Source organism: Parabacteroides distasonis (assembly GCF_004793765.1).
GTDB lineage: Bacteria > Bacteroidota > Bacteroidia > Bacteroidales > Tannerellaceae > Parabacteroides > Parabacteroides distasonis_A.
In genome coordinates, this window is sequence record NZ_SRYM01000066.1 from 1 (window position 1) to 20005 (window position 20005).

Annotated in this window: 25 protein-coding genes; 3 read left to right on the plus strand and 22 right to left on the minus strand. The window is 44.5% G+C overall.

Annotated elements, in window-relative coordinates; translation table 11 throughout:
- Window positions 1–4: 4 nt before the first annotated feature.
- The 19 genes from E5342_RS16895 to E5342_RS17000 all read right to left on the minus strand — a co-directional run bounded on the left by E5342_RS16895 (window position 5) and on the right by E5342_RS17000 (window position 13867).
- Window positions 5–370 carry a BlaI/MecI/CopY family transcriptional regulator gene (locus tag E5342_RS16895; protein WP_135959873.1) on the minus strand — a complete coding sequence of 122 codons (366 nt, stop codon included), beginning with the start codon at window positions 368–370 and terminating at the stop codon, window positions 5–7.
- A gap of 164 nt (window positions 371–534) precedes the next feature.
- Complete coding sequence (locus tag E5342_RS16900; protein ID WP_135959891.1) at window positions 535–900, minus strand: VOC family protein; 366 nt, start codon at window positions 898–900, stop codon at window positions 535–537.
- A gap of 92 nt (window positions 901–992) precedes the next feature.
- On the minus strand, window positions 993–1799 hold the full coding sequence (locus E5342_RS16905; protein ID WP_135959874.1) for a 4Fe-4S dicluster domain-containing protein: 807 nt from the start codon (window positions 1797–1799) through the stop codon (window positions 993–995).
- Complete coding sequence (locus E5342_RS16910) at window positions 1796–2425, minus strand: hypothetical protein (protein ID WP_135959875.1); 630 nt, start codon at window positions 2423–2425, stop codon at window positions 1796–1798. The genes E5342_RS16905 and E5342_RS16910 overlap by 4 nt, the downstream gene beginning before the upstream one ends.
- On the minus strand, window positions 2422–3024 hold the full coding sequence (locus tag E5342_RS16915; RefSeq protein WP_135959876.1) for a TetR/AcrR family transcriptional regulator: 603 nt from the start codon (window positions 3022–3024) through the stop codon (window positions 2422–2424). The genes E5342_RS16910 and E5342_RS16915 overlap by 4 nt, the downstream gene beginning before the upstream one ends.
- Before the next feature lie 82 nt (window positions 3025–3106).
- A complete protein-coding gene (locus E5342_RS16920) occupies window positions 3107–3907 on the minus strand; it encodes an AraC family transcriptional regulator (RefSeq protein WP_135959877.1) in 801 nt (266 codons plus the stop codon).
- A gap of 148 nt (window positions 3908–4055) precedes the next feature.
- Complete coding sequence (locus E5342_RS16925) at window positions 4056–4736, minus strand: zinc ribbon domain-containing protein (RefSeq protein WP_135959878.1); 681 nt, start codon at window positions 4734–4736, stop codon at window positions 4056–4058.
- A 41-nt stretch (window positions 4737–4777) separates the two neighbouring features.
- Window positions 4778–5227 carry a DUF6194 family protein gene (locus E5342_RS16930; RefSeq protein ID WP_246867151.1) on the minus strand — a complete coding sequence of 150 codons (450 nt, stop codon included), beginning with the start codon at window positions 5225–5227 and terminating at the stop codon, window positions 4778–4780.
- 2 nt (window positions 5228–5229) lie between these two features.
- Window positions 5230–5832: a uracil-DNA glycosylase family protein gene (locus E5342_RS16935; RefSeq protein ID WP_135959879.1), complete on the minus strand. Its 603-nt coding sequence runs from the start codon at window positions 5830–5832 to the stop codon at window positions 5230–5232.
- Between the two features lie 23 nt (window positions 5833–5855).
- Window positions 5856–6488 (minus strand): hypothetical protein, encoded by a 633-nt coding sequence (locus E5342_RS16940; RefSeq protein ID WP_135959880.1) that lies wholly within the window; start codon window positions 6486–6488, stop codon window positions 5856–5858.
- A gap of 9 nt (window positions 6489–6497) precedes the next feature.
- Entirely contained in the window at window positions 6498–8282 is a 1785-nt protein-coding gene (locus E5342_RS16945) for a DUF4303 domain-containing protein (RefSeq protein ID WP_135959881.1), read from the minus strand.
- Window positions 8272–9060: a hypothetical protein gene (locus tag E5342_RS16950; RefSeq protein WP_135959882.1), complete on the minus strand. Its 789-nt coding sequence runs from the start codon at window positions 9058–9060 to the stop codon at window positions 8272–8274. The genes E5342_RS16945 and E5342_RS16950 overlap by 11 nt, the downstream gene beginning before the upstream one ends.
- 66 nt (window positions 9061–9126) lie before the next feature.
- Entirely contained in the window at window positions 9127–9759 is a 633-nt protein-coding gene (locus E5342_RS19530; protein ID WP_210434978.1) for a hypothetical protein, read from the minus strand.
- An 11-nt stretch (window positions 9760–9770) separates the two neighbouring features.
- Window positions 9771–10337: a zinc ribbon domain-containing protein gene (locus tag E5342_RS20395; RefSeq protein WP_230319791.1), complete on the minus strand. Its 567-nt coding sequence runs from the start codon at window positions 10335–10337 to the stop codon at window positions 9771–9773.
- A gap of 9 nt (window positions 10338–10346) precedes the next feature.
- Entirely contained in the window at window positions 10347–11243 is an 897-nt protein-coding gene (gene bla, locus E5342_RS16970) for a class A beta-lactamase (RefSeq protein WP_123615314.1), read from the minus strand.
- A 20-nt stretch (window positions 11244–11263) separates the two neighbouring features.
- Entirely contained in the window at window positions 11264–11899 is a 636-nt protein-coding gene (locus E5342_RS16975; RefSeq protein ID WP_135959883.1) for a CatB-related O-acetyltransferase, read from the minus strand.
- A 129-nt stretch (window positions 11900–12028) separates the two neighbouring features.
- The gene (locus tag E5342_RS16980; protein ID WP_123400455.1) at window positions 12029–12400 is read right to left on the minus strand and encodes a BlaI/MecI/CopY family transcriptional regulator; all 372 of its coding nucleotides are present in this window, start codon (window positions 12398–12400) and stop codon (window positions 12029–12031) included.
- A 300-nt stretch (window positions 12401–12700) separates the two neighbouring features.
- Window positions 12701–13120 carry a conjugal transfer protein MobA gene (gene mobA, locus E5342_RS16990; protein ID WP_135959884.1) on the minus strand — a complete coding sequence of 140 codons (420 nt, stop codon included), beginning with the start codon at window positions 13118–13120 and terminating at the stop codon, window positions 12701–12703.
- Between the two features lie 279 nt (window positions 13121–13399).
- Window positions 13400–13867 carry a DUF3408 domain-containing protein gene (locus tag E5342_RS17000; protein ID WP_135959886.1) on the minus strand — a complete coding sequence of 156 codons (468 nt, stop codon included), beginning with the start codon at window positions 13865–13867 and terminating at the stop codon, window positions 13400–13402.
- Window positions 13868–14320: 453 nt separating this feature from the next.
- On the opposite strand from E5342_RS17000, the gene E5342_RS17005 reads away from it, so the two are divergent.
- The 3 genes from E5342_RS17005 (at window position 14321) to E5342_RS17015 (ending at window position 16563) form a co-directional block, all read left to right on the plus strand.
- Window positions 14321–14629 carry a helix-turn-helix domain-containing protein gene (locus E5342_RS17005; RefSeq protein WP_135959887.1) on the plus strand — a complete coding sequence of 103 codons (309 nt, stop codon included), beginning with the start codon at window positions 14321–14323 and terminating at the stop codon, window positions 14627–14629.
- Window positions 14630–14769: 140 nt separating this feature from the next.
- Window positions 14770–15840 carry an IS110 family transposase gene (locus tag E5342_RS17010; protein WP_055301324.1) on the plus strand — a complete coding sequence of 357 codons (1071 nt, stop codon included), beginning with the start codon at window positions 14770–14772 and terminating at the stop codon, window positions 15838–15840.
- A 417-nt stretch (window positions 15841–16257) separates the two neighbouring features.
- Window positions 16258–16563, plus strand: coding sequence for a helix-turn-helix domain-containing protein (locus E5342_RS17015; protein ID WP_103877546.1), 306 nt, complete (start codon window positions 16258–16260; stop codon window positions 16561–16563).
- Between the two features lie 225 nt (window positions 16564–16788).
- Here the strand turns inward: E5342_RS17015 and E5342_RS17020 are convergent, their stop codons facing one another.
- From E5342_RS17020 to E5342_RS17030, 3 genes are read right to left on the minus strand one after another with little or no spacing between them, the layout of a single operon-like run.
- Window positions 16789–17163, minus strand: coding sequence for a hypothetical protein (locus tag E5342_RS17020; RefSeq protein WP_135959888.1), 375 nt, complete (start codon window positions 17161–17163; stop codon window positions 16789–16791).
- 28 nt (window positions 17164–17191) lie between these two features.
- Complete coding sequence (locus E5342_RS17025; protein ID WP_135959889.1) at window positions 17192–18403, minus strand: site-specific integrase; 1212 nt, start codon at window positions 18401–18403, stop codon at window positions 17192–17194.
- A gap of 21 nt (window positions 18404–18424) precedes the next feature.
- Entirely contained in the window at window positions 18425–19654 is a 1230-nt protein-coding gene (locus tag E5342_RS17030) for a site-specific integrase (RefSeq protein ID WP_135959890.1), read from the minus strand.
- Window positions 19655–20005 lie beyond the last annotated feature (351 nt).

Here is a 20005-nt window from a genome sequence, read left to right on the forward strand (position 1 = left end):
ATTGTTATTCCTTTCCTCTGTTAGATATTTGCAATATTATTTCCTTAGCCTCTTCGTCGCTATATTCCTCGCTTTTAATCAGGAAGTTCACAACATTCTGAATGGAATTGTCGAAATACCGCCTAATGACACTCTTCAGATTTTGTCCACAATAATCTTCCCGCTCTATTATTGGGAAATATATGAAGCCTGTGCTTTCAGCCTTGTGGTCGAGATAGCCTTTCTGTTCAAGAAATTTCACGAATGTGGCTACCGTAGTCCGGCTTGGATGCGGCTCATTGTGAAGGGCAACGACATCCCGAACCGAGAGTGCCCCGCTTTCCCAAAAGAAGTTCATCACTTCTTCTTCTCTTTCTGTTAATGGCCTCATATCTTCCATTTTATATAGTCTAATTAAATTAGACGATTTGATAATGCAAAAGTAGTCTAATTATTTTAGACAACAAAATAATCGGGCAGAAAAAATTGATTATAGATACGGATAGTGGATAAAACTGAGTAGTTCTCTCCACTGTAACCTACGTTTTCGGCTCTTTACTTGTCGCCATAAAGCCCGATGCGGTTGCCGACAGGATCGGCGATGATAGCGAAGTAACCCCAACCGTCAACCTGAATCTTGGTCTTGGGAGTTACGAGCGTCGCGCTGTTATCCAACGCAGCTTTCACGCTGGCATCCAAATCTTTTGTCTGGAGATATACCAACACGCCTCCGTTAGAGGGTGCGAAACCGGGAAATGAGGGGGCCGAGGAGATTGAGCATACACTCTTACCTTCTTTCATAAGACAGGCCATTTTCTCATCGCCGAACTGCGACACCTCCAGCTTTTCGCCAAAGAGAGCCTGATAGAATGCCACCGACTTGTCCAAGTCATTGGTGGGGATTTCAAAAAATGCAATCATACTTTTTATTATTTGATTAGTACGCTGCAAAGTTACAGCGATGTAATAGCCTGTGATAGTAAAAAGCGGACATCCGTGTTAGGTTAAAAGACCTAATGATGATTATCCTCAGCTTTATAACTATTCTGCAATTTGTTACTGAATGATTCCCTGAGAGCTATCCGCAATCCATTCAAGAAAGATTCTTGGATATATATTGAGGATGTCGGACAGTTGTCGGCGCATAATCGGCACTGGATACAATTTTTCTCGTCCATCGGCAAAGCCGTATCTTTTAGTGAGAATATGTGCATCGGACAAACATTGATACATTTTCCACAATTTATACAGGTAGAGGTATTGAGAAACACCACCTTGTTACCGGCTACTATATATGAACCCTTGCGGCGTATCGGTATGCTTTCAGAATATCCTGCAATCGGATTTTTACAAACAAATGCCAAAGGATGCAATTTCCACCGAAGCTTTTCCGAGAACAGTCTTGCCTTGAACATATCCCGCTCATTCGGTCTGGCTTTATTGTAGCCGTCCATCAGAACCCACGGCCCGGTGCGGTCAAATCCTTGACAGGAAAACTCTCCGACTATAATTCCTCCTTTCGCCTCTATGATTTTTTTGAGGTGCTTATGATATGCTCCCAAGAAAGGTCTGCAATGGGTGGAAAATACGAACACGTTTTTACCTTTAAGATATTGACCTGAAACAAATCTTTGAAGTCGTATATCGTGAGCGGCAAAGTTAATCGCGGAGCCAAAGCCGATAAGGTCATAATCCGACAGGTCGATTGACGGATTGCTGTCGATAGATACCAATTCGGCAGATAGGGCATCCTTCATGCTTTCCGCAATCTTCAACGTGTTTCCTCTATATGAGGAACGATAGAATATTATTGTCTTCATCTTGCGACTGATATTTTTGTTTCAGGTGTTCCGGGGCCTCCATTTACGCCTTTATAGCCTACAAACATCAGAGAACTCGTGTCAAAGTAATAATCACAGCTCCAGAAAGCAGACATAAAGCCGGTAAGACTGACTTCGATTCTTACTGCATTCTTTCCGTCTAATTTCTCATTTCCTTTCTTTGCTGCCGACATGGTATAGAGCTTCATGTTGTCGGGGCGAAAACATTCGTATTCCACAGACCTGCCATTTTTCAGAGTTAATCCCGCATTATAGGCTATGTTTTGATACCACGGCTTACCTTTACTTTTCACCTTTTTTGAAATCTGTTTTCCATTGAATTTGCCGGATATGGAGTATATCCCATTATTCAGACTGATTGACAGATTGGTGTTTGAAGAAGTATTTACTATCTTCCAACTCTCGGTTTTATAACCGCTTCCTAAGATATACTCATGCTTCTCACCACCTTGAACCGTGTACAGGTATATCTTTCCATTCTTGCGTTCTTCCGTCCATTTGATGGATGTTTTGGTCTTGCCGCAGATGGAAATATAATTTCTTTCCTGCGCCATAGCAAATGCTGCAAGAAATAATGTAAGTATTATTGTAATAATATGTTTCATAGATTATTGTTGTCAAAGATAAAATCCACATATTTGGAAATCATAGCTTCCATTCTTTCCCATGCTTCCGGGTTACTGAAATCTATACCGTTGATTTTGTGATATTGCCTTGTGAAAAGAACGATGTAGTTGATTGCGGATATGATTATTGCAATCGACATATTGTTGTCACTGTCTCTATCCAAAAACTTATTCAGTTCCTCCTGCAGTTTATATCCGATACGTTCCCGTTCTTCTATAATTCCCTTGAAAGAGGAATGACCTGAAAGTTCCCATACCAAAAGTTCTTGCATGATTACATTATCTTTTAGATAGTTAAGTTGACACATAAACACATCCTTAACAATCTGCTTTATGTTACCGTCTTTAGCTCGTTTAATGGTGTCAATAAACTCTGAATAGGCAAACGAATAATAGTCATGACGCTTTGCCCATTCCACGAGCAAACCATCCAACCCACCGAAATAGCGATAAATCAAAACCTTATCGCATCCGGCTTGATTAGCGATGCGATTAACTCCGATTTTGGTAAAACCGTCGTTCTCTACGATATGGCTCACGGCTTCAAGAAGTCTTTTTTCTGTTTCTTTCAATTCCATCTTATATAACGTCACTAAGTGGTGACAAAATTATAAAAATAATCGGTGACAACCAAATACAAGGCTGTATAAACGCTATTTTTCAGAATGTAAAATAGTCAGAAACAGGAGAGTATCGAGCAATATACTCTTTCGGTGTGTAGCCGGAGAATAGCTTGAATTCTTTAATCATGTGGGATTGGTCGGTGTACCCACACTCGTATGACAGTTGGGCAAAACCTATTCCCGGATTATGCTGCAAGACTGATAAGGTACGTTGCAACCTGACTATACGCATGAAATCTTTGGGTGTCGTTCCTATGTTTTCCGAGAAAATCCGGGAGAATTGCTTTTCGCTCAGGCACGCAATATTCGAAAGAGCCCTGATATTTGTTTGAGTGGAATTGTTGATATGACGTACCACTTCCGCCAGTCGTGGCAGATGATAAGGTGTCCCGTACATCAGGCACTTGTAGAAATAATTCTCTATCAGTTCAATGCAGATGTCGTGATTTTCACTGTCTTCAACTCTGTGTGCCAAATCACGCAAGGCTGGATTTTCAATGTCCGCAACCGCCACATTCCTGTCACGCAGTAAAGTGACTGGCATATGAAAGAATATTTTTGCCGCATGAGGTTGGAATACCACCACTATCATTTCGATGTCACCGGTTGAAGTCACATCTGAATAACCGCTTTCCTGACCGCAAATAAAACTCTGCGGCTGTAATTCATCACGGTTCGTGACTTTCAGCCTTTCGCCACGATGGAACACAAGCGACATACAACCCGTCGGCAAAGTGCGTTGCGACACTATGCCGGAGGTACTATCCTGCAATATCCAATAATACCGTATAAACGGTTTTAAGGCAGGTGTTGGCTGTATGATTCTGAATGTCTGCATCCCGTAAAATTACAACATGACAATTTCCAATGATAGTAAAAAACAGACATTGGTGTTATATGTCTCACTCAACCGTAAATTCCTCTGAATGATAGCTGCTGTAAAAACGACCGGATACATTTGTTCCGAATCTCTCATAATTTATGTGTTATATGGTGATGTGAGCAAACTCGCGGTTTATCCAGATGGTAGCCTCATTTCCGATAAAGCGAATAAGCACATAGTTCGAATCTGCCGGGCCGGCGGGGAAATAATTTATAAAATACTCCTGCCACATCCGTTTGCGGGTTACATCATCCGTAATGATTTCGACTGTGCCGCGCAAAGCAACACTATCGCCGTAAAATGAATAGGAAAGCCCGGCTTTGGGATTGAGCCTGAAATCGGCAACCTTTTCGGAGTCTGCTGCGGTCACTGCCCAAACTTCATTGCATCCTAACGAGTGAATTTTATCCAATGGCACAGGGCGAGGAAAACCCTCCGCATTGACCGATGCCAGCGTAACCTCTTTGCATTGGGAAAGAAGATGGATCGCTTTTTCAATCAAACTCCTTTCATCTTTCTCTTTCCAGCGTTTGAGTGTTGGGAAGATTTGTTGCATTTGAGCCTTTGCCTGTTGGGGCGTCAGATTCCAACCCGTTTCCTTGTTAATCTGGTCGGTAAACTGAGTGCAGAACTCTATCATCTGGCTCATGTTGAAATCTTGGAGGAAAGCACCGCCTTTGTAGCAGTAGCCACAATAGTCCTTACTTTTACTGCCGTCTGAATTTGTGCCGATGTTACCCTCTACAAGGGGCATACCGCAGCTTTGACAAAATCTTTGTTCCATATGTTCTATCATCGTTTTCAAATAATCAGTTCACTATCCCGTCATCTTTTTTTGAATTTCTCTTTTGCGTATTCGTAGGATTCAAGAATGTAAGGCTTTAATGATTCAAACGTCATTTCAGATGGAGTCAGAGCGCAAATCCAGCCCATCCACGCATAAACCGGATGCGGCATAATGACATCCTTTGCGGTAAATTCATACGGCATATCTACAATGCAACCTTTACATGGACGTTTGGGCAGTTCTCCGAATAAAGTGCGGAAGGTCTGTTTTCTGACTCCTATATTTATTCGCCACACATCCTTGCGGTCAAGGTGGGAAGCTCGATCATTGTCGCCATCCTTTTCTTTTATCGTCAAGATATAAACCCCACGTTTCAACACTCCATCCGGATTATAGAAAATCCCACGCTCGCCCCAACTGTTTACTTCGACCGTCCCTTCAAGGTTGTCAAGGCAATATTTCAAAATATCATCAGGTGCAATAGCCATCTTTAATCAAAACATTTAATTAACCTGTACATCGTTTCTATATCCTTCGATGCCATCTCGAATTTTGACTTTTCAATCAGAATGTTCTGGCCGGTCATAATGTAAGAGGGCATAATGCGTATTCCATTATAGGAAATCTCAGTATTACGTAACTTGTAAGTAGATATACTTGGAACGGCATTTTTCTTGGTCGCCTTCTTGCATATCATATTAAAGGCTTTCTTTGCCACATCTCCCATAAGCATGATAACCTTGACGTTTGGAAACAAAGCAAGCTCTTTTTCCAGATAGGGCAGGCTATCCTCTATGCTCTCCTTTGAAACGGCATATTCGGTTTTAGGTGTCTTGACAGCATTGGTAATGTAAATTCCATTATTCAGAATGTCTTGTACTGAACCTATCTCTATTCCTGCTTTTCTGAACATCGGAATTGTCGTTGACATATACGCGGAATCCGGTTTCCCATAGAAATCATCTTCCGGACATGACGGGACAACCTCATTTATCATGATTGCCTGTATCGTTTCCGGCTCAATATTTACGTCATTAAGCCGTAGATTTTGGGTATCCCCACAGAGTTGTTGTAGTTCCGACTTTATATTCATGATTCTCCTGAGGTTAAACGAATTTAGCTGTTTTCAAAGAGCCCTTCAAAAATCATTGCAGATTCCTCCGACAAACGCCGGGTTGCAGCTATACTTTGAGCCAACACAACTCCTTTTGAATTGATTCGTAATGGCTTCTCTTTACTCTTCGGATAACCGAATCTAAGAAGTGGCACAACCTCATCAGGAATGAGGCGCGGTTGGATAACACTGCCATTTTCTCCCCATACTGCCCATTCGGCACAGCAATTAAACGGTTCCTGATGCTTGCAATGGGGTTTGTCGCCGGGAATAATCATCGTGAGATTCTCAGGCACACTCTGGAGACTTTTATAAGAAACGTCTTTTGCACAAAAGAATGTGTCAGAGACCTTAACGACAACACCTTCGGGAATAAGAGACCTGTAAGGATTTCCGAGTTCTCTTATGCAATAGTCGAAGGCTCTTTCCTTATGAGTCACTTCCAGTCGTGCCATTATGTAGAGATGCCTGTCGAGCAATGAGACCGGAAATACGACATCTCCCTCTTTTATTGATGCTATTGATGGCATCCTTGAGTGGATGCTGCCAAACACTACTTTTACAGGCCCTGTGTCATTTGATTTTCTTAGTTCGTCCAACCAGTCCTGAGGCCAGTAAACAGTATAATATGCCATAATATGATGTTACTTGTTTCTATTCAAAAAAGCTGCTGCCAGTTCGGGGCTATTCAGTGTCATGGCTGACGAGTCTTCGAGATTTTCAGCATCTTCATCATCCGATATTGAAATGAAGAATGTGATTTCTTCGGTGCCTTCTCCGAATATTCCCGAGCCTTTGACCTGCGCCATCGCTGATATCATTGCGCTGAAGAAAAAGGCTTCGCCCGGCAAAGTGGCGTGGTTTTCCCACAGCGATTTGCTGAGCTTCACCAGTTCGCTGCCATGTCCGTCGGAATATCCCCATTCATCCGGATGCCATTTGCTCTCGTCATCGGGTTCTTCGTCTTCGCTTTGAAGGTACTCCAACGTGTTCACAGCGAGAAAAAGAGAGCAGCAATACCTGTCGGTGACCAAGGCGGCAGTGTATATGTGCTCATCATCTATGCGGCCAAGAATTTCGCGCAGGTCAGTTGTAACCGCATCTCTGATTTTTTCAGTCACTTCCTGCCAGAACGGGGCTACGGGAGTGGCCGGTTCTTCTTTTTTCCGCTCGCGGGCTTCAAAGTCGGGCGAGTTGATATAGCCGATATACTCTTTGGCTTCTTCCGAACCGAGTTTTGCGGCATCCTCAAGATATTGGTATCCCAGCTCTATATCCGTTTCGGTGCCACGACCGAAGGCATACGCCACGCCGAGTGCGGTGAGCACCTTGACGGTTATTGACTCCCATAGATTGTCGATGTCTTCCCCGGCTTCATGAAGATACTCGAATGCCACATCGTCGTCTTGAACTGTTCCCAGCCCATCCTGATAGCATAAACCGAGGTAGGCGGCGGTCTGCGTCCGGGTGGTCTCGCTGCATTTCGGGTTTTGGTATGCCTTTTCAAACCATTCCACAGCCTTGGCGTAGTCCTGCTCCACATCACCGAAGCCTTCAAACAGATAATATCCTACCTCAAATTGTCCTGCGGGATGTCCGCATTTGGCAGCCATTTCATAGAGTTGATATGCAAGGTCGATATTCTCATCCACTTCTTCACCGGCTTCGTAGATATGCCCTGCATTGTATGCGGCTTGTGGGTCGCCCCTGCGGGCAGCCTCCACATATCGCAACAGCCCACCGTATGAGTCGCCCTTCTCGGTGCGGAGATAATAGCCATAGTTGTTGCAGATTACGGGTGAAATATCCGCCAGCTTCAAGTAATATTTCTCATAAACATCTTGCGCAATCTCGCAGAGGCCGGATTTGCGTATGTCGCAGTAATTGCCCCATCCGGCACAAAGCCCGCCGTCGAAACTGCGCTCGTACCACACCTTTGCTATCGGCCAGGCCCATGCGTTATAGTCGCTTTCGTCTTTGAATTGCTTGGCATAGTCTGGCTCGACACGCAGATAGTCGCCCCAATAATACACATTGCCGACCATGTAGCAACAGAAGGCGTCGCCACGCTCTGCCTGACCGAGAATCTCCTCAAACGCTTCCTTAAACGAAGCGAACGGCATTGCACGTTCCACCGAAGGGGTGAGGTTTGCGCTTCGCGCAGCACAAAGAACGCCCGTGGCACTGCCCATCATCGCGCTCTTCTGCATCAGCTTCGATGCGTTTTCATCGTCAGCTTTGAAGCCTGCCTGCGGCCATACATACGACTCACCCATGAAGCAGCGGGCTATGAATGCCAGCGCATCTGCATCGCCCTTTTGCGCCTCCAGTATAAGTATTGAGTATCCCCGGCGTATTTCATCGCGGTCAAAACTTGACCAAATCAGCTTGACTGCCGTTTTCACCTGCCTGCTATATTTACCTTTCATCTTTCTCTTCGTCTAAAAATCTGAATACCAGTCTTCCAAAATAATCGTTTACGTCAAACTCCTCCAAACAGCTCAGAGGATCGGGCAATCTCTCGCCATCAATCAGACTCCACAGCCAGCTCCGCAGGAGACCGACATCAAAAATAACACCTCTGTAACCAATAGGCACCGGCTCCGACCACCTTACATATTCAACTTTATATCCGGTGGTCGGAGCGGTATCATTGTCACGCCTGCTGATGTTGATATACCCGCCATCGCCTTTAGTGAAATCATAAAGCATCCATAGCGATTTGCCCTCTATGATATCTTCCAAAGCACAGAACACATCCGCCATATCAAAGTATCGGAAATCCTCGCCGTCAACACAAAGTTTCGTCTCTGCCTTTTCTTGCTCGGGATGGATTTTCTGGCAGTGCCAGCCGGTCATATCAGGGAGCGATGCGGTGCGGAAGAAGTCACACATGATATCGGCGGCCATGTCGCAATCAACGTCCGACCGCCACATTCGCAGCATATACCCGTTGACCATAAAACATACCGCTATACTGCTATCCTTAAAGTAATCAATTGAGTATGCCTTTGCATCGCTGACCAACACCACCGGCACGCATTTTTCAAGGTATACGCATCCGTTATCCTCAATGTCGTCTATAGCATCAAGGATCTTTTCCTCGGTCACGTTTGATGTGCGTATATCCCCGTTCTTTGTGCCCAACACATATTGTGGCTTGCGGGCTTTAAGTCCGGAAAAGATGTCTCGTGTATCGTTGCTCATTTTCAATTAACGGTTTTTATGTTCAGCGGTCAGTTTGCCGCTCTCGATTGATATGTATGGCATAATTTAATTCTTTGCAATTACCCACTTGTCACTCTTGGATTTTCGTTGTGCACAATAACCAAGAGGTAAATCATTCAGGTTGCTGATAGTCGGATCTAAATCCAATACATACTTTAATGAAACTATCCTTGCGTCGCTTTCATTATGTTCTTTACCACAAAGGAATTGCCATGCTCCGTCATCCGCATCGTGTGAAACAAATAATATTTTTTCTTTACCATCCAGGATATGACTGCATATGAAAACAGCCGTATTTGGAGCGTCTGAAAACGGGAAAATATCATTACCCTTATTGGGACTGTTTATATGCTTGCTTATAGCCATTGCAGTCCAACCTATTGCAAGATATACTGTTGCATAGACGACAAACCATAATTCATGTATGTCAAAGAAAATCCATGTCCCGGCAAGAAACGCTACGGCTGACACCAATGGAAGATTCCACATTTTCTTTATGTCTTTCCCGCAGCGATAACCAAGAATCGCAGAATAAATAGGATTCACAATTAAGAAAAGCATCATGCACAGTGCCATTCCGGAACATTCAGACGCAAGCCGGGCAACGGCAAAAGGCAATGCTAACATCACAAGGATTGTGATTGCCAGCCAAATAATTATAGCTCTTTTATTAACCATCAGTATAATACTTATTTTAGTATGTCGGAAAGGCTCGATTCTACAAACATTGTCGGAGTAAACTCCACAATCCGGTAGTCAGCAACACCATTGATGTTGAACGGATCTTGAGCGATGATGGAGTCTACCAACGCGCGATTGTCAGACTTTATCATTATCACACCGCCAACGCGGGGAGTCTGCGGACCGGATGCGATGAAATCGCCAGCCGCATAGTGCTCGGCAAGATAGTCACGATGAGCCTGAAGGAAACGGTCGACTTCTTCAAGCGGTTTCTTATATGTCAGAATTGCAATAAACATGGCTGTCCGGTTTTTCCAGCGTTTGAGTTGTGGAAAGAATTGACGCATCATGTCTTTTGCCTGTTCCTGTGTCAAGGTCTGTCCTGACTCCTTGTTTATCTCGTCGGTAAACTGAGCGCAATGTTCAATCATCTGCTCCATAGTGAAGTCTTGTGTGAATCTGCCATCCTTATAGCAGTAGATACAGTAATCCTCGTTGCGACTGCCATCAGCATTAGTACCTTTGTTGTCTGTAGTCAGCGGCATTCCGCAGCTTTGACAAAATTTATGTTCCATATTCTTATCTTATTTTTGTTTAATCAAACCTTCCAAGACAATCTTAGAGACCTCAGCAATGATGGCTGAGGTCGTTGCTATGTCGTAATTGGAATCAGCAACAAACACGGCAACAGAATATCTTGTACCATTAGGCAAGTTCACATATCCACAATCATTTACTGCGGATATGCGACCTTCGGGTGTCGGAAATCCTGTACCTGTCTTATGTCCTATCAGGGCATTAGTAGGCAAAAGGGGGAAAGCAAGCCTGTCAAGCCCCGTGCGACACTGTTCAAGCATAACGGATATTTCAGAATATGACTGTGATGCGTTTCTCAATTCGTGGTAAAACCTATCAAATAGCTGCGCCATTGCCAAAGGTGTGGTACGGTTAAGATAGCTTAGGTATGGATCACGGTGCATATCTTCTTCCGAGGCTCCGATTACAATCTCATCAGAGATACCCATTTGCCTCATTATTGATGTTACTCCCGATGTTCCACCGACGCGATGCAGGAGTATGTCTGCCGCATTGTTGTCACTCTCAACCAAAGACCATTCAAGCAGTTCTCTTACAGTCATGGCATTTAGGCTCTTACCATACTTTTTGAGCATCGGGCTATAGGTATCCTCTTTCATAGCCTTCTCGCTGAATGTTACGGTATCGTTCAGGGACATACCGTTAGTATTTATCCAGTGCGCTACCGTCAGAGCCAGCGGAAATTTGACTACGCTCATCATAGGGAAATCCCGATTGCCGTTGACAGATACGGTGTCTTTGCCATTGATAATGACCGCGACACCTATCCGGGCATCTTTCCCTTTGATATACTCGTGCAAAGCATTCTCTATCGCCTTGTTTCCACCAGCGAAAGCAGGCGATATAAAAGACAAATATATAATTATAAACAGTAACTTTCTCATTTTGAATACAGTTTTGTCCCTCATATAAAATGACAGTCTAATGAACCTAAATCCCCGTCTTGAATAGCTTTGATTGAATTACAAATTATATCTGCGTCCCAGTTCCACCATTGGAGTTCTTGCAATCGGGCTATAATATCTGTAGAGAATCGTTTTCGTATTTCCTTTGCAGGAACACCGCCAACAATCGAGTATGGCTCGACATCCTTTGTGACAACAGCTCGTGTGCCAATTATAGCACCATCACCGATGGTCACTCCAGCCATTATTATAGCGTCATATCCAATCCACACATCATTGCCAATTACAATATCGCCCTTGTTATCCCAAGCAGAAACAACATCAGATTTCGGTAAGTCCCATTCCTCAAAGAAAAGCGGGAACGTGTATGTAGAAAGCGATTTCAGGGTATGGTTGGCGCAATTGAATATAAACTTTGCTCCGCAGGCTATTGAGCAAAACTTTCCGATAATCAAACGATCATGATTTATAGGATAATGATACAGCACGTTATTCTTCTCAAAGTCACGAGGGTCATTCACAAAATCATTGTAAATGGTAAAATCTCCGACTTCAATATTCTGGTGCGTTATGACTGATTTAAGATAGACAGTCTGATTATCACCAGAACGAGGATATATCTCTGTTTGGTTCATATCTAAAACTATTTGAGCCGTTCTATTTCATTTATATTCAATATGTGCAAATAATGATAAATATTGCCATCTTCCTGCGCATCACCATTAATGCCAATAATGCTCTTGACTTCCATATAATAATCAGTTCTATTCTTGGCTATTGCCTTCTATCACCTGATTTATCAACTCCAGGACTTCATCGTCTGACATTTTTCTATCTCTTACAAGAGTGCTTATCACTCCACGAATGGAATTGTTGAAATATCGCTGAACGACATTTTTCAGATTGTTACCACAATACTCCTCTCTTTCGATAAGGGGATAGTAGATGAATCCGTTGTTTCCTGCCGGCTTGTGGTCTAAAAAGCCCTTATCAACAAGAAACTTCACGAATGTAGATATGGCGGTTCTGCTTGGACGAGGTTCGGGATAAGTGGCAATAATCTCCTTAACGGTAGCTTCGCCCTTCTCCCAAAACTTATTCATCACTTCTTCTTCACGCTTGGTAAGTTGTTCCATCATAAAATGAAATTTGGTATATGCAAAATTAGTCTAAATAAATTAGTCAGTCAAGCAAATACGGCTATTTTTATGATTTATAAGCAAACGTTATTATTACGACAATGAAATTTATAGATTAATCAATGAAAATGAAGCAAGAGAATGTAGATAATTATTCCGCTTACTTCATTTTTTTATATACATTTTTATCCCTTTCGGATGGTTTTCATCCTTGAATTGAAACCCCGGCCGCCGATGATGACATGATCGGCAATGAAGTTGTTTGACGAACTTTGTTCATTTATCAGGCTACTTTCTTCAATTCTGTTGTTCCCACCTAGCATACATCTTCCTTGAAAGTTCCACAATTTCTTTGCTCAACTTCACAAGATCGATGGTATGTTTCTCCAGTTTGTAGAGCAACGCCATCGCCTTCTTCTCCGAAAAATGGATGCGCAATTCTTTAACGACCTGATTGTAGTTCGTACCGATGGCACGGAACTGGGCGTGGAAGTCCGATAGTTTGGTGTAGTAGTCCACCAGCGTCTTGTCCACCTTCAGCACCCTGAACTTCTGCCCGAAGAAGTGCGCCTTCAGAAAGACGGCTTTCGCATACACCTGTGATTCTTCGTACATCGTGAGAAATTTGTTCCATTCCTCATCATCGAAGCGCACCATCACGCAGTGCGTCTTCGGGTTCAATTTGGGATTTCTCCCGTACTTGCTCTTCTTTTCCATTCTCTTGTTCTTTTAATTTAATGGTTCATCCATTGTTTAATCTTTGATTAAGGAACCCCGAAATTATCCGACTGCGGAGGATAATTCTGCCCACGGCAGTACTGGTTTTTTCAGTTACTCGGAAGCATTCGGGTAACTGAAAATATACCTTGCTGTGTCTTTGAGGACACAAAAATCCTCCGCCTGTCGGATTGATTTCCGAGTGTAATAACTCACTTTGTGTATCGGTCGAACCGATGGAGTACATCCAACGGCTCAACCTGTTCCACCGTAATCCCGTCAGAGTTTGCGCCATTGCTCGATGTCATTCCGGTAGGCATCGAGGTGCAGGCGGACAAGGTTCTCTATAAGTCCGGATGCGCTCATGCCCTTCCCTCCGAGGTAGCGGACAACCCTGTCCAGCTCGTCACGCACCGTCTCACTGACGAACACGGGCTTGCGGTTGATAATTTTGGGAACTTTGAGATAGGTGGTGCGGTACTCATCCAAAGACAGCCTGCGCTGTTTGCCACTGATACGCTTCTGCGGCATTGCCGCTTCTCCGCTCGCCACTCCTGACGGTTCTTCTGCCATATGAATTTCTGCTTCTTCCGTGACGGTCTTGCCGGGCTGTTCCGGCTCCTCCGGTTCCAGACCGATACTCCTGTAGAAGTCGTCTATCGACTTGGAGGTGTAGGGTTCCCTGCGCCCCATTTTTTCCACGATTTCACGAGCTTGACGCTCTGTAATGTTTGGTTCTTTTTTCATTGTAAAAACAAATTAATTAAGTTATTGAATGTGGTCTTGGTCTATACCTCGACCGATTATCGGGAGCGAAGTAAGGTGCTTTAATACAGTCAGTCAAGCACTTGGATTTTCTTAGTCATTTTTGTACGGTTTTGCTTTATGGGGACTGACAAATCGGTGCGGACTTCACCGATTTGCCAGATATGAATAGCTGAAAGTACAAAGGTACGATTGGGGACAATTTTAAATTAAGCCCTTATTTTGGCTGTGGCTTCTTTATAAAAAAAGGGAATTAAAGGCTGAACGGAAATCGTATTCCACCGGCTTGCTCACAGATAACCGGCAAGCAGTACCCCGGACAATGACTACCGTATCGGCGCAACACGCTGCCACTTTTTGAAAATCCATTGCATGACAGCGGATAATGTATTTCTTTGTGGCAAAAGAAACAGTAACAATTAAAAGAAAGGCAATATGGAAATTGTATCAATCGAAAGAAAGACCTTTGAGGCAATGGTCGCCAAGTTCGACCGTTTCGTCAGCCGTATGGATGCCATCTGCCATCGGCACGGGGAAAAGAAAATGAGCGAATGGATGGATAATCAGGACGTGTGCCGTATGCTCAACATCAGCCCTCGCACGTTACAGACGCTTCGGGATAACGGCACGCTGGCTTATTCACAGATAAACCACAAGACGTATTACCGTCCCGAAGACGTGGAGCTCATTGTCTCCGTTGTGGAGGATAGAAGAAAGTCACTATGTTTGCATCAGATTAGCTGACGGGGCGCTCAACGGGGGCTGTCTGCCCCCTTGCCGCTAAGGCTTTCCCCCGAGAGGAGTGAGGAGAAAAGATAGACGTAAGGGCAATTGCATGTAAATTTGTAAAAGCAAAATACATTAACAGCAAAACCGATACGTCTATGGTACAAAGTAACAAAAAAGATTTCAGCGGACAAAATATCTCTATTGGTATTGACGTCCATCTGAGAACATGGAGTGTCACGGTGCTCACCCCCTCTGGGTTTATGCGCACTCATACTCAAAAGGCTTCGGCCAAAGAGCTCTTTGAACATTTGAACAAGCATTATCCTAACGGTAGCTACCATGCAGCCTACGAGACGGGGTTTTCGGGCTTCTCGACCTATTATGCCCTGACTGAGCTTGGTATAAAATGCACCGTGGTACATGCGGCTGACGTTCCGACCACCCAGAAGGAAAAGGTCTCGAAGTCAGACCCGGTGGATTCAAAAAAGCTGGCCAAAGCCCTTATGCGCGGCGAGCTCGGCAGTGTGTACATTCACTCGAAGGACAGCCTCGATGACCGTGCGCTGGTACGCCACCGCGCCACTATTGTGAAGCTTTCCGGCGGCATAAAATCCAGAATCAAGCATCTGCTGTACAACAACGGCGTGGAGTACCCCGAAGAATATTTCCGAAGCAACCGCCACTGGACAAGAAGTTTCATAACGTGGTTGCAGAATGACGTGCGGTTGCTCTCCGACACCCGGGTCTCGCTTGACCTGCTCATTGCCGAGGTACTCCATTACAGGGAACGCCTCCTTGATGTCAACCGCAGATTGCGCTCGCTGGCGCGCAGCGACAGGTATGCCGAGAAATACGGCATCCTGATGTCGGTTCCCGGCATTGGTTCGACAATTGCCATGAGCCTGCTTACCGAGATTGATGACATCGGTCGCTTCAGTAACCAGCGCCAGTTCGCATCGTTCCTCGGACTCGTGCCGATGATGTCGTCAAGCGGCGACAAGGAATACGTCGGTGAGAAGACTTTCCGGGGAAACAAATTCCTCGGTCCAAAAATAGTCGAGGCCTCATGGATAGCCATACGGCACGACGCGGAACTCTCCGCAAAGTTCGGCGCATTGTGCACTCGCGGAATGAAGTCGCAGGAAGCCATAATCCGGATAGCCCGCAAGCTCTCCAACATAATATTTTCCGTACTGAAATCAAACCGCAGATATGAATGCCGTTAGATAATGCGACACACAAAAGTCTTATAGGCAAATACAGTAAGACGGCTACTCTCGCCTCCTTGATGAGCCTTGGCTGCATCTAAAAGAAAGGTTGTGGCGTCTTTCCTATTATGCTGAATAAGTAAACTGTCAGCCCGATGGGGCGTGACTGATAGAAGTTTGCCTGATAGGACTTTTTTTACTACAAGGCATTTCGGGCTCTAACCGATTGCCGGTTATTTGATTGGGGCAGAGGCCTCGATCATGACTCTTTTGTGCCTACACAATCGGCACAGAAATATAAGCAATTGATTTTTAACGTTAATCTTTTCTAAATCTCAACGAGAATTTTGGAATACAACATAGAAGGAAGCGAAGTTCAAAGGAAAGACTATATGAATTAAATATAATGACAACACCCACTAAATCCAGAGTAATATGAATGAGTTGATTAACAAGGACAACAAGTGGATAATCCACTTTATGGGCAGTCTTGACCGACTGCTTGATAATGTAGAGCACCTGACCGCCAATTACCGCCCGACATTGGGCGGTGAGCGTTTCTTCACTGACAAGGAGGTGTCGGCACGGCTGAAGGTGAGCCGCCGGACACTTCAGGACTACCGCAATGAAGGGCGTATCGCCTATATCCAGTTGGGCGGTAAAATCCTCTACCGTGAATCCGACATCGAACGGATGCTGAATGACGGCTACCGCTCCGCCTACCGACAAAGGATAACTTGATTTTTCTTAAAGGAGCGCGGTTTGCCGTATGCCCTGTATTGCGGCAGCAATAGACTTTCGACAAAAAGAAAAAAGGAACGGCTTACAGACGAAGCGCAGTATTGACACTTCATCCGTAAGCCGTTCCTTTTCTGCTCTTATAATTACCCATCAGTTGCTTGTTTTTCGTTGTCGGATGCCTTTCAAACGTGTGGCAACGGAAACAAGTTACTGACGGGATGAACCTCAACTATACCATCGGTTATTACTCCTGCCACAGGAAACAAACAACGTAACAGGTGTTTCTCTTTTGGTAGTGCTGATTTCATTTATTATAAACCGTCTGAACAAAGCACTTTCTTTACTGCATATCCTGAATGCAATGGCTATAACCAGTTCAAGGTTGTAAACGTCATAACTGATACCATCCGGTTGCCTGATATATCGCATCGTATCGGCTTCATTCAGTTCATTGTTCTTATAGATTGCCCGTATTGCCTTGCGGACATTGCATGAGAACACCCCGAACAGGTCGGCAATCTCAAATTGCATCATCCATACGGGTGCGGTCGGCATAGTGACTGCACCCATTTCACTGATTGTTATTATGCCTCTGCTCATAATCCCTTTATTTTATGATGATTATTTGCTATTTCTTCTTTTCGCCAGACGATATTTCCTTTCTTCGCTCCATCAGTTTGTCCATATCTTTGGAAATTTTATCATCGGTTATCCGTGCATATCCCTGTGTCGTCCTGATATTGGAGTGTCCCATCATCTTGGCGATACTCTCAATGGGTATATCTGCCGAAATCAAAAATGTTCCGAAACTGTGCCGACTTTGGTGATAGGTCAAGTTTTCCTCTTTCCCTATGGTTATTCCCAACTCGTGAACCTCAAACCATAGGGCATCACGGTTGGGAAGAGGAAACACGGGCTTCTCGTCATCGGTCGTGTTATACAGCGACAATATCCGCTCCGCTATGGGATGTAAGGGTATGAATGCCTCCACCTTTGTCTTTTTTCGGTTGATGCGGATGTACCGTCTGCCATCAGCGTTTGTTCCGATATGGTGGGGATGAAGAAGTTTGATGTCCACATACGCCAGTCCCGTCAGGGTGGAAAATATGAAAGCCCGTCTTGCCAGTTCCATACGCTTGTCATACATCGGTGTGGAAAGTATCTTCTTGAACTCCTCACGGCTGATGTACCTGTGCCTTGCTTCCGGCTTTGTCTCATATTCCAAGTCCTCACAGGGATTTACACGGAGAATCTCCTTGTCTACTGCAAGGTACAACAGTCGGTTCAGCCAACGCAGGCAATGGTTGGTCTGGGAAGCCCCGAAGTTCTTGCATTTCTTCAAGTGGGCTTTGTAGGACTTGCCGAAATCCTCCGTCACTTCTTCAAGGGGAATGTCCTTTTTACCGATGGACGTAAGAAAATCCGTCAGGTACTTCTGATAATACATTGAACTTCGATAGGAAGAAGTCGAGTCTATTTCTTCGGAATGCTTCTTCAACCGCTCACGTTCCCATTCTCCCATCTGTAGAAGAGTGGTCGGATGGATGTTGTTCAAGGATATGTGGTTCTTCAAAATCTCGGCACTGACCACACCTTGCGATTTCAGTATCTCATTGTAGGCTTCCTCTGTCAGTCGTAAATATTCTCGTAAGCGGTTATTTTCCCTTACGGATTTAATCTCGTTTTTCTTGCTGTTCCATTCTTCCGGTCGGCAATAAATCCCTGTACTGATGGCAGTCTGTTTGCCGTCAATGGTTATGCGGCAGAGTATGGCGGTCGTACCGTCAGCCTTTACTTTGCTGCGGTTAATGTAGGGTAAAAGTGAAAATGTGCTTCGCATATAGTTTTCTGTATTAAAGGATTAAAGAACTAATTGAAAATCTTTGGTGGCTTCTATGAACTTGTCCATGTCCTCGAAAAGTTTCTTCGGGCTGACACGGGCATAGACCTGTGTTGTAGAAATGTCGGAATGTCCCAGCATCCTACTGATGGTTTCTATCGGCACACCTGCTTCAAGCGTAATCAGCGAGGCGAAGCTGTGCCTCGCCTGATGATAGCACAAATCATCCTTGATGCCTGCCAGTGCCGCCAACGCTTTCATGTGTCGTCTGAGATTTGACCAATGCAGCAAAGGGAACAGGGTGTCCCTATCCTCACTATGATATTTTTCAATCAGCGCAATCGCTTCCGGTAACAGTTTCACACAGGCACGAAGTTCGTTTTTCTTTCTTCGATACTTCAACCACAAAGCACCGTCCTCATCCGTATATAGGTTCTCGTGGGTAATCGAGACAACATCCGCATAACAGACCCCGGTGTAGCACCCGAAGAGAAACATATCCCTTGCCAGTATATGGGATTTGCGGTAAGCGGGTATTTCCACATCACGGATTTTCTCAAACGATTCACGACTCAATGCCCGTGGTGTCGTTTCCGTCTTCTTTGGTAAGGTAAAATGCTGGAAGTGGATTCTGTCGGCATATCCCTCCTTATACGCCAGACGGCATATCTTCTTCAGGATGGCAAGATGATGGCGGACAGTATCAATCGCATAGCCTTTCTCTTCCGTGGCAAAAGACTGATAGTCGTGGATGAACTGCTCTGTCAGTTGTCCAAATGCCAAATCTTTCACCTTGTACTTGTTCTCGATGAACTCCCCGATTGTCAGGCGCATATAGTGATAACCGGGATAAGTCCCTTTTGCCCTGTCTATGCCGATACGGGCTTTGAGGTCATCGCAGACAACATCCGTCATTCGCATGAGCGTCATCTGCGTTTCCATGCTGCCCTGAAAAAGGTTTTTCACATCGGTAGCATCAAAATCAACCTTGCGATTCACAAGGTTGTCAAAGGCATTGTTTACCGCCAACAGTAACTTTTCAATCTTGGCATTGATCTCAACCGCTTCCTTGCTTTTGCCGTTCAGACGGCTTTCACGTGGATTCCATAATTCGGGAGTGCAGGACAGTTTGCATCCGAACTGTGCCATTGTCCTGTTTACCGTAATGCGTCCCATGATGGGAGCTTTTCCCGACTTGTCCGGTCCGCTCTTTTTGAGGTAGAGCAATACCTTGAATTTTTCTACTTTCATACGCTTATACTTTTTAGTGCAAAAATACTTGCCATATAAGCGTTCCTTGATATGCAAAATGCTGTGTATGAGTGCAAATAAAACGGTGAGGATTTCTTTTCATCGCTTACCGTTACCTGTTTTTGTTTCGGTAACCGCCCGGCTAACGGTTTGGTAACTGAACAACCTCAATATTCTGTTGTCGTTTGCATTTTCCACATTTTGCAAAATACAGAAATACAGCTCATTTCAAACGACTTACGTTTAATCTTTACCTATTCACTATTACTTGCTTCGCCTTGTATATTCCATCAGAGGAGGCACAGTTTTGCGACCCTTATCTGCCTGAGCAACGGGGTTCCGATAGAAACC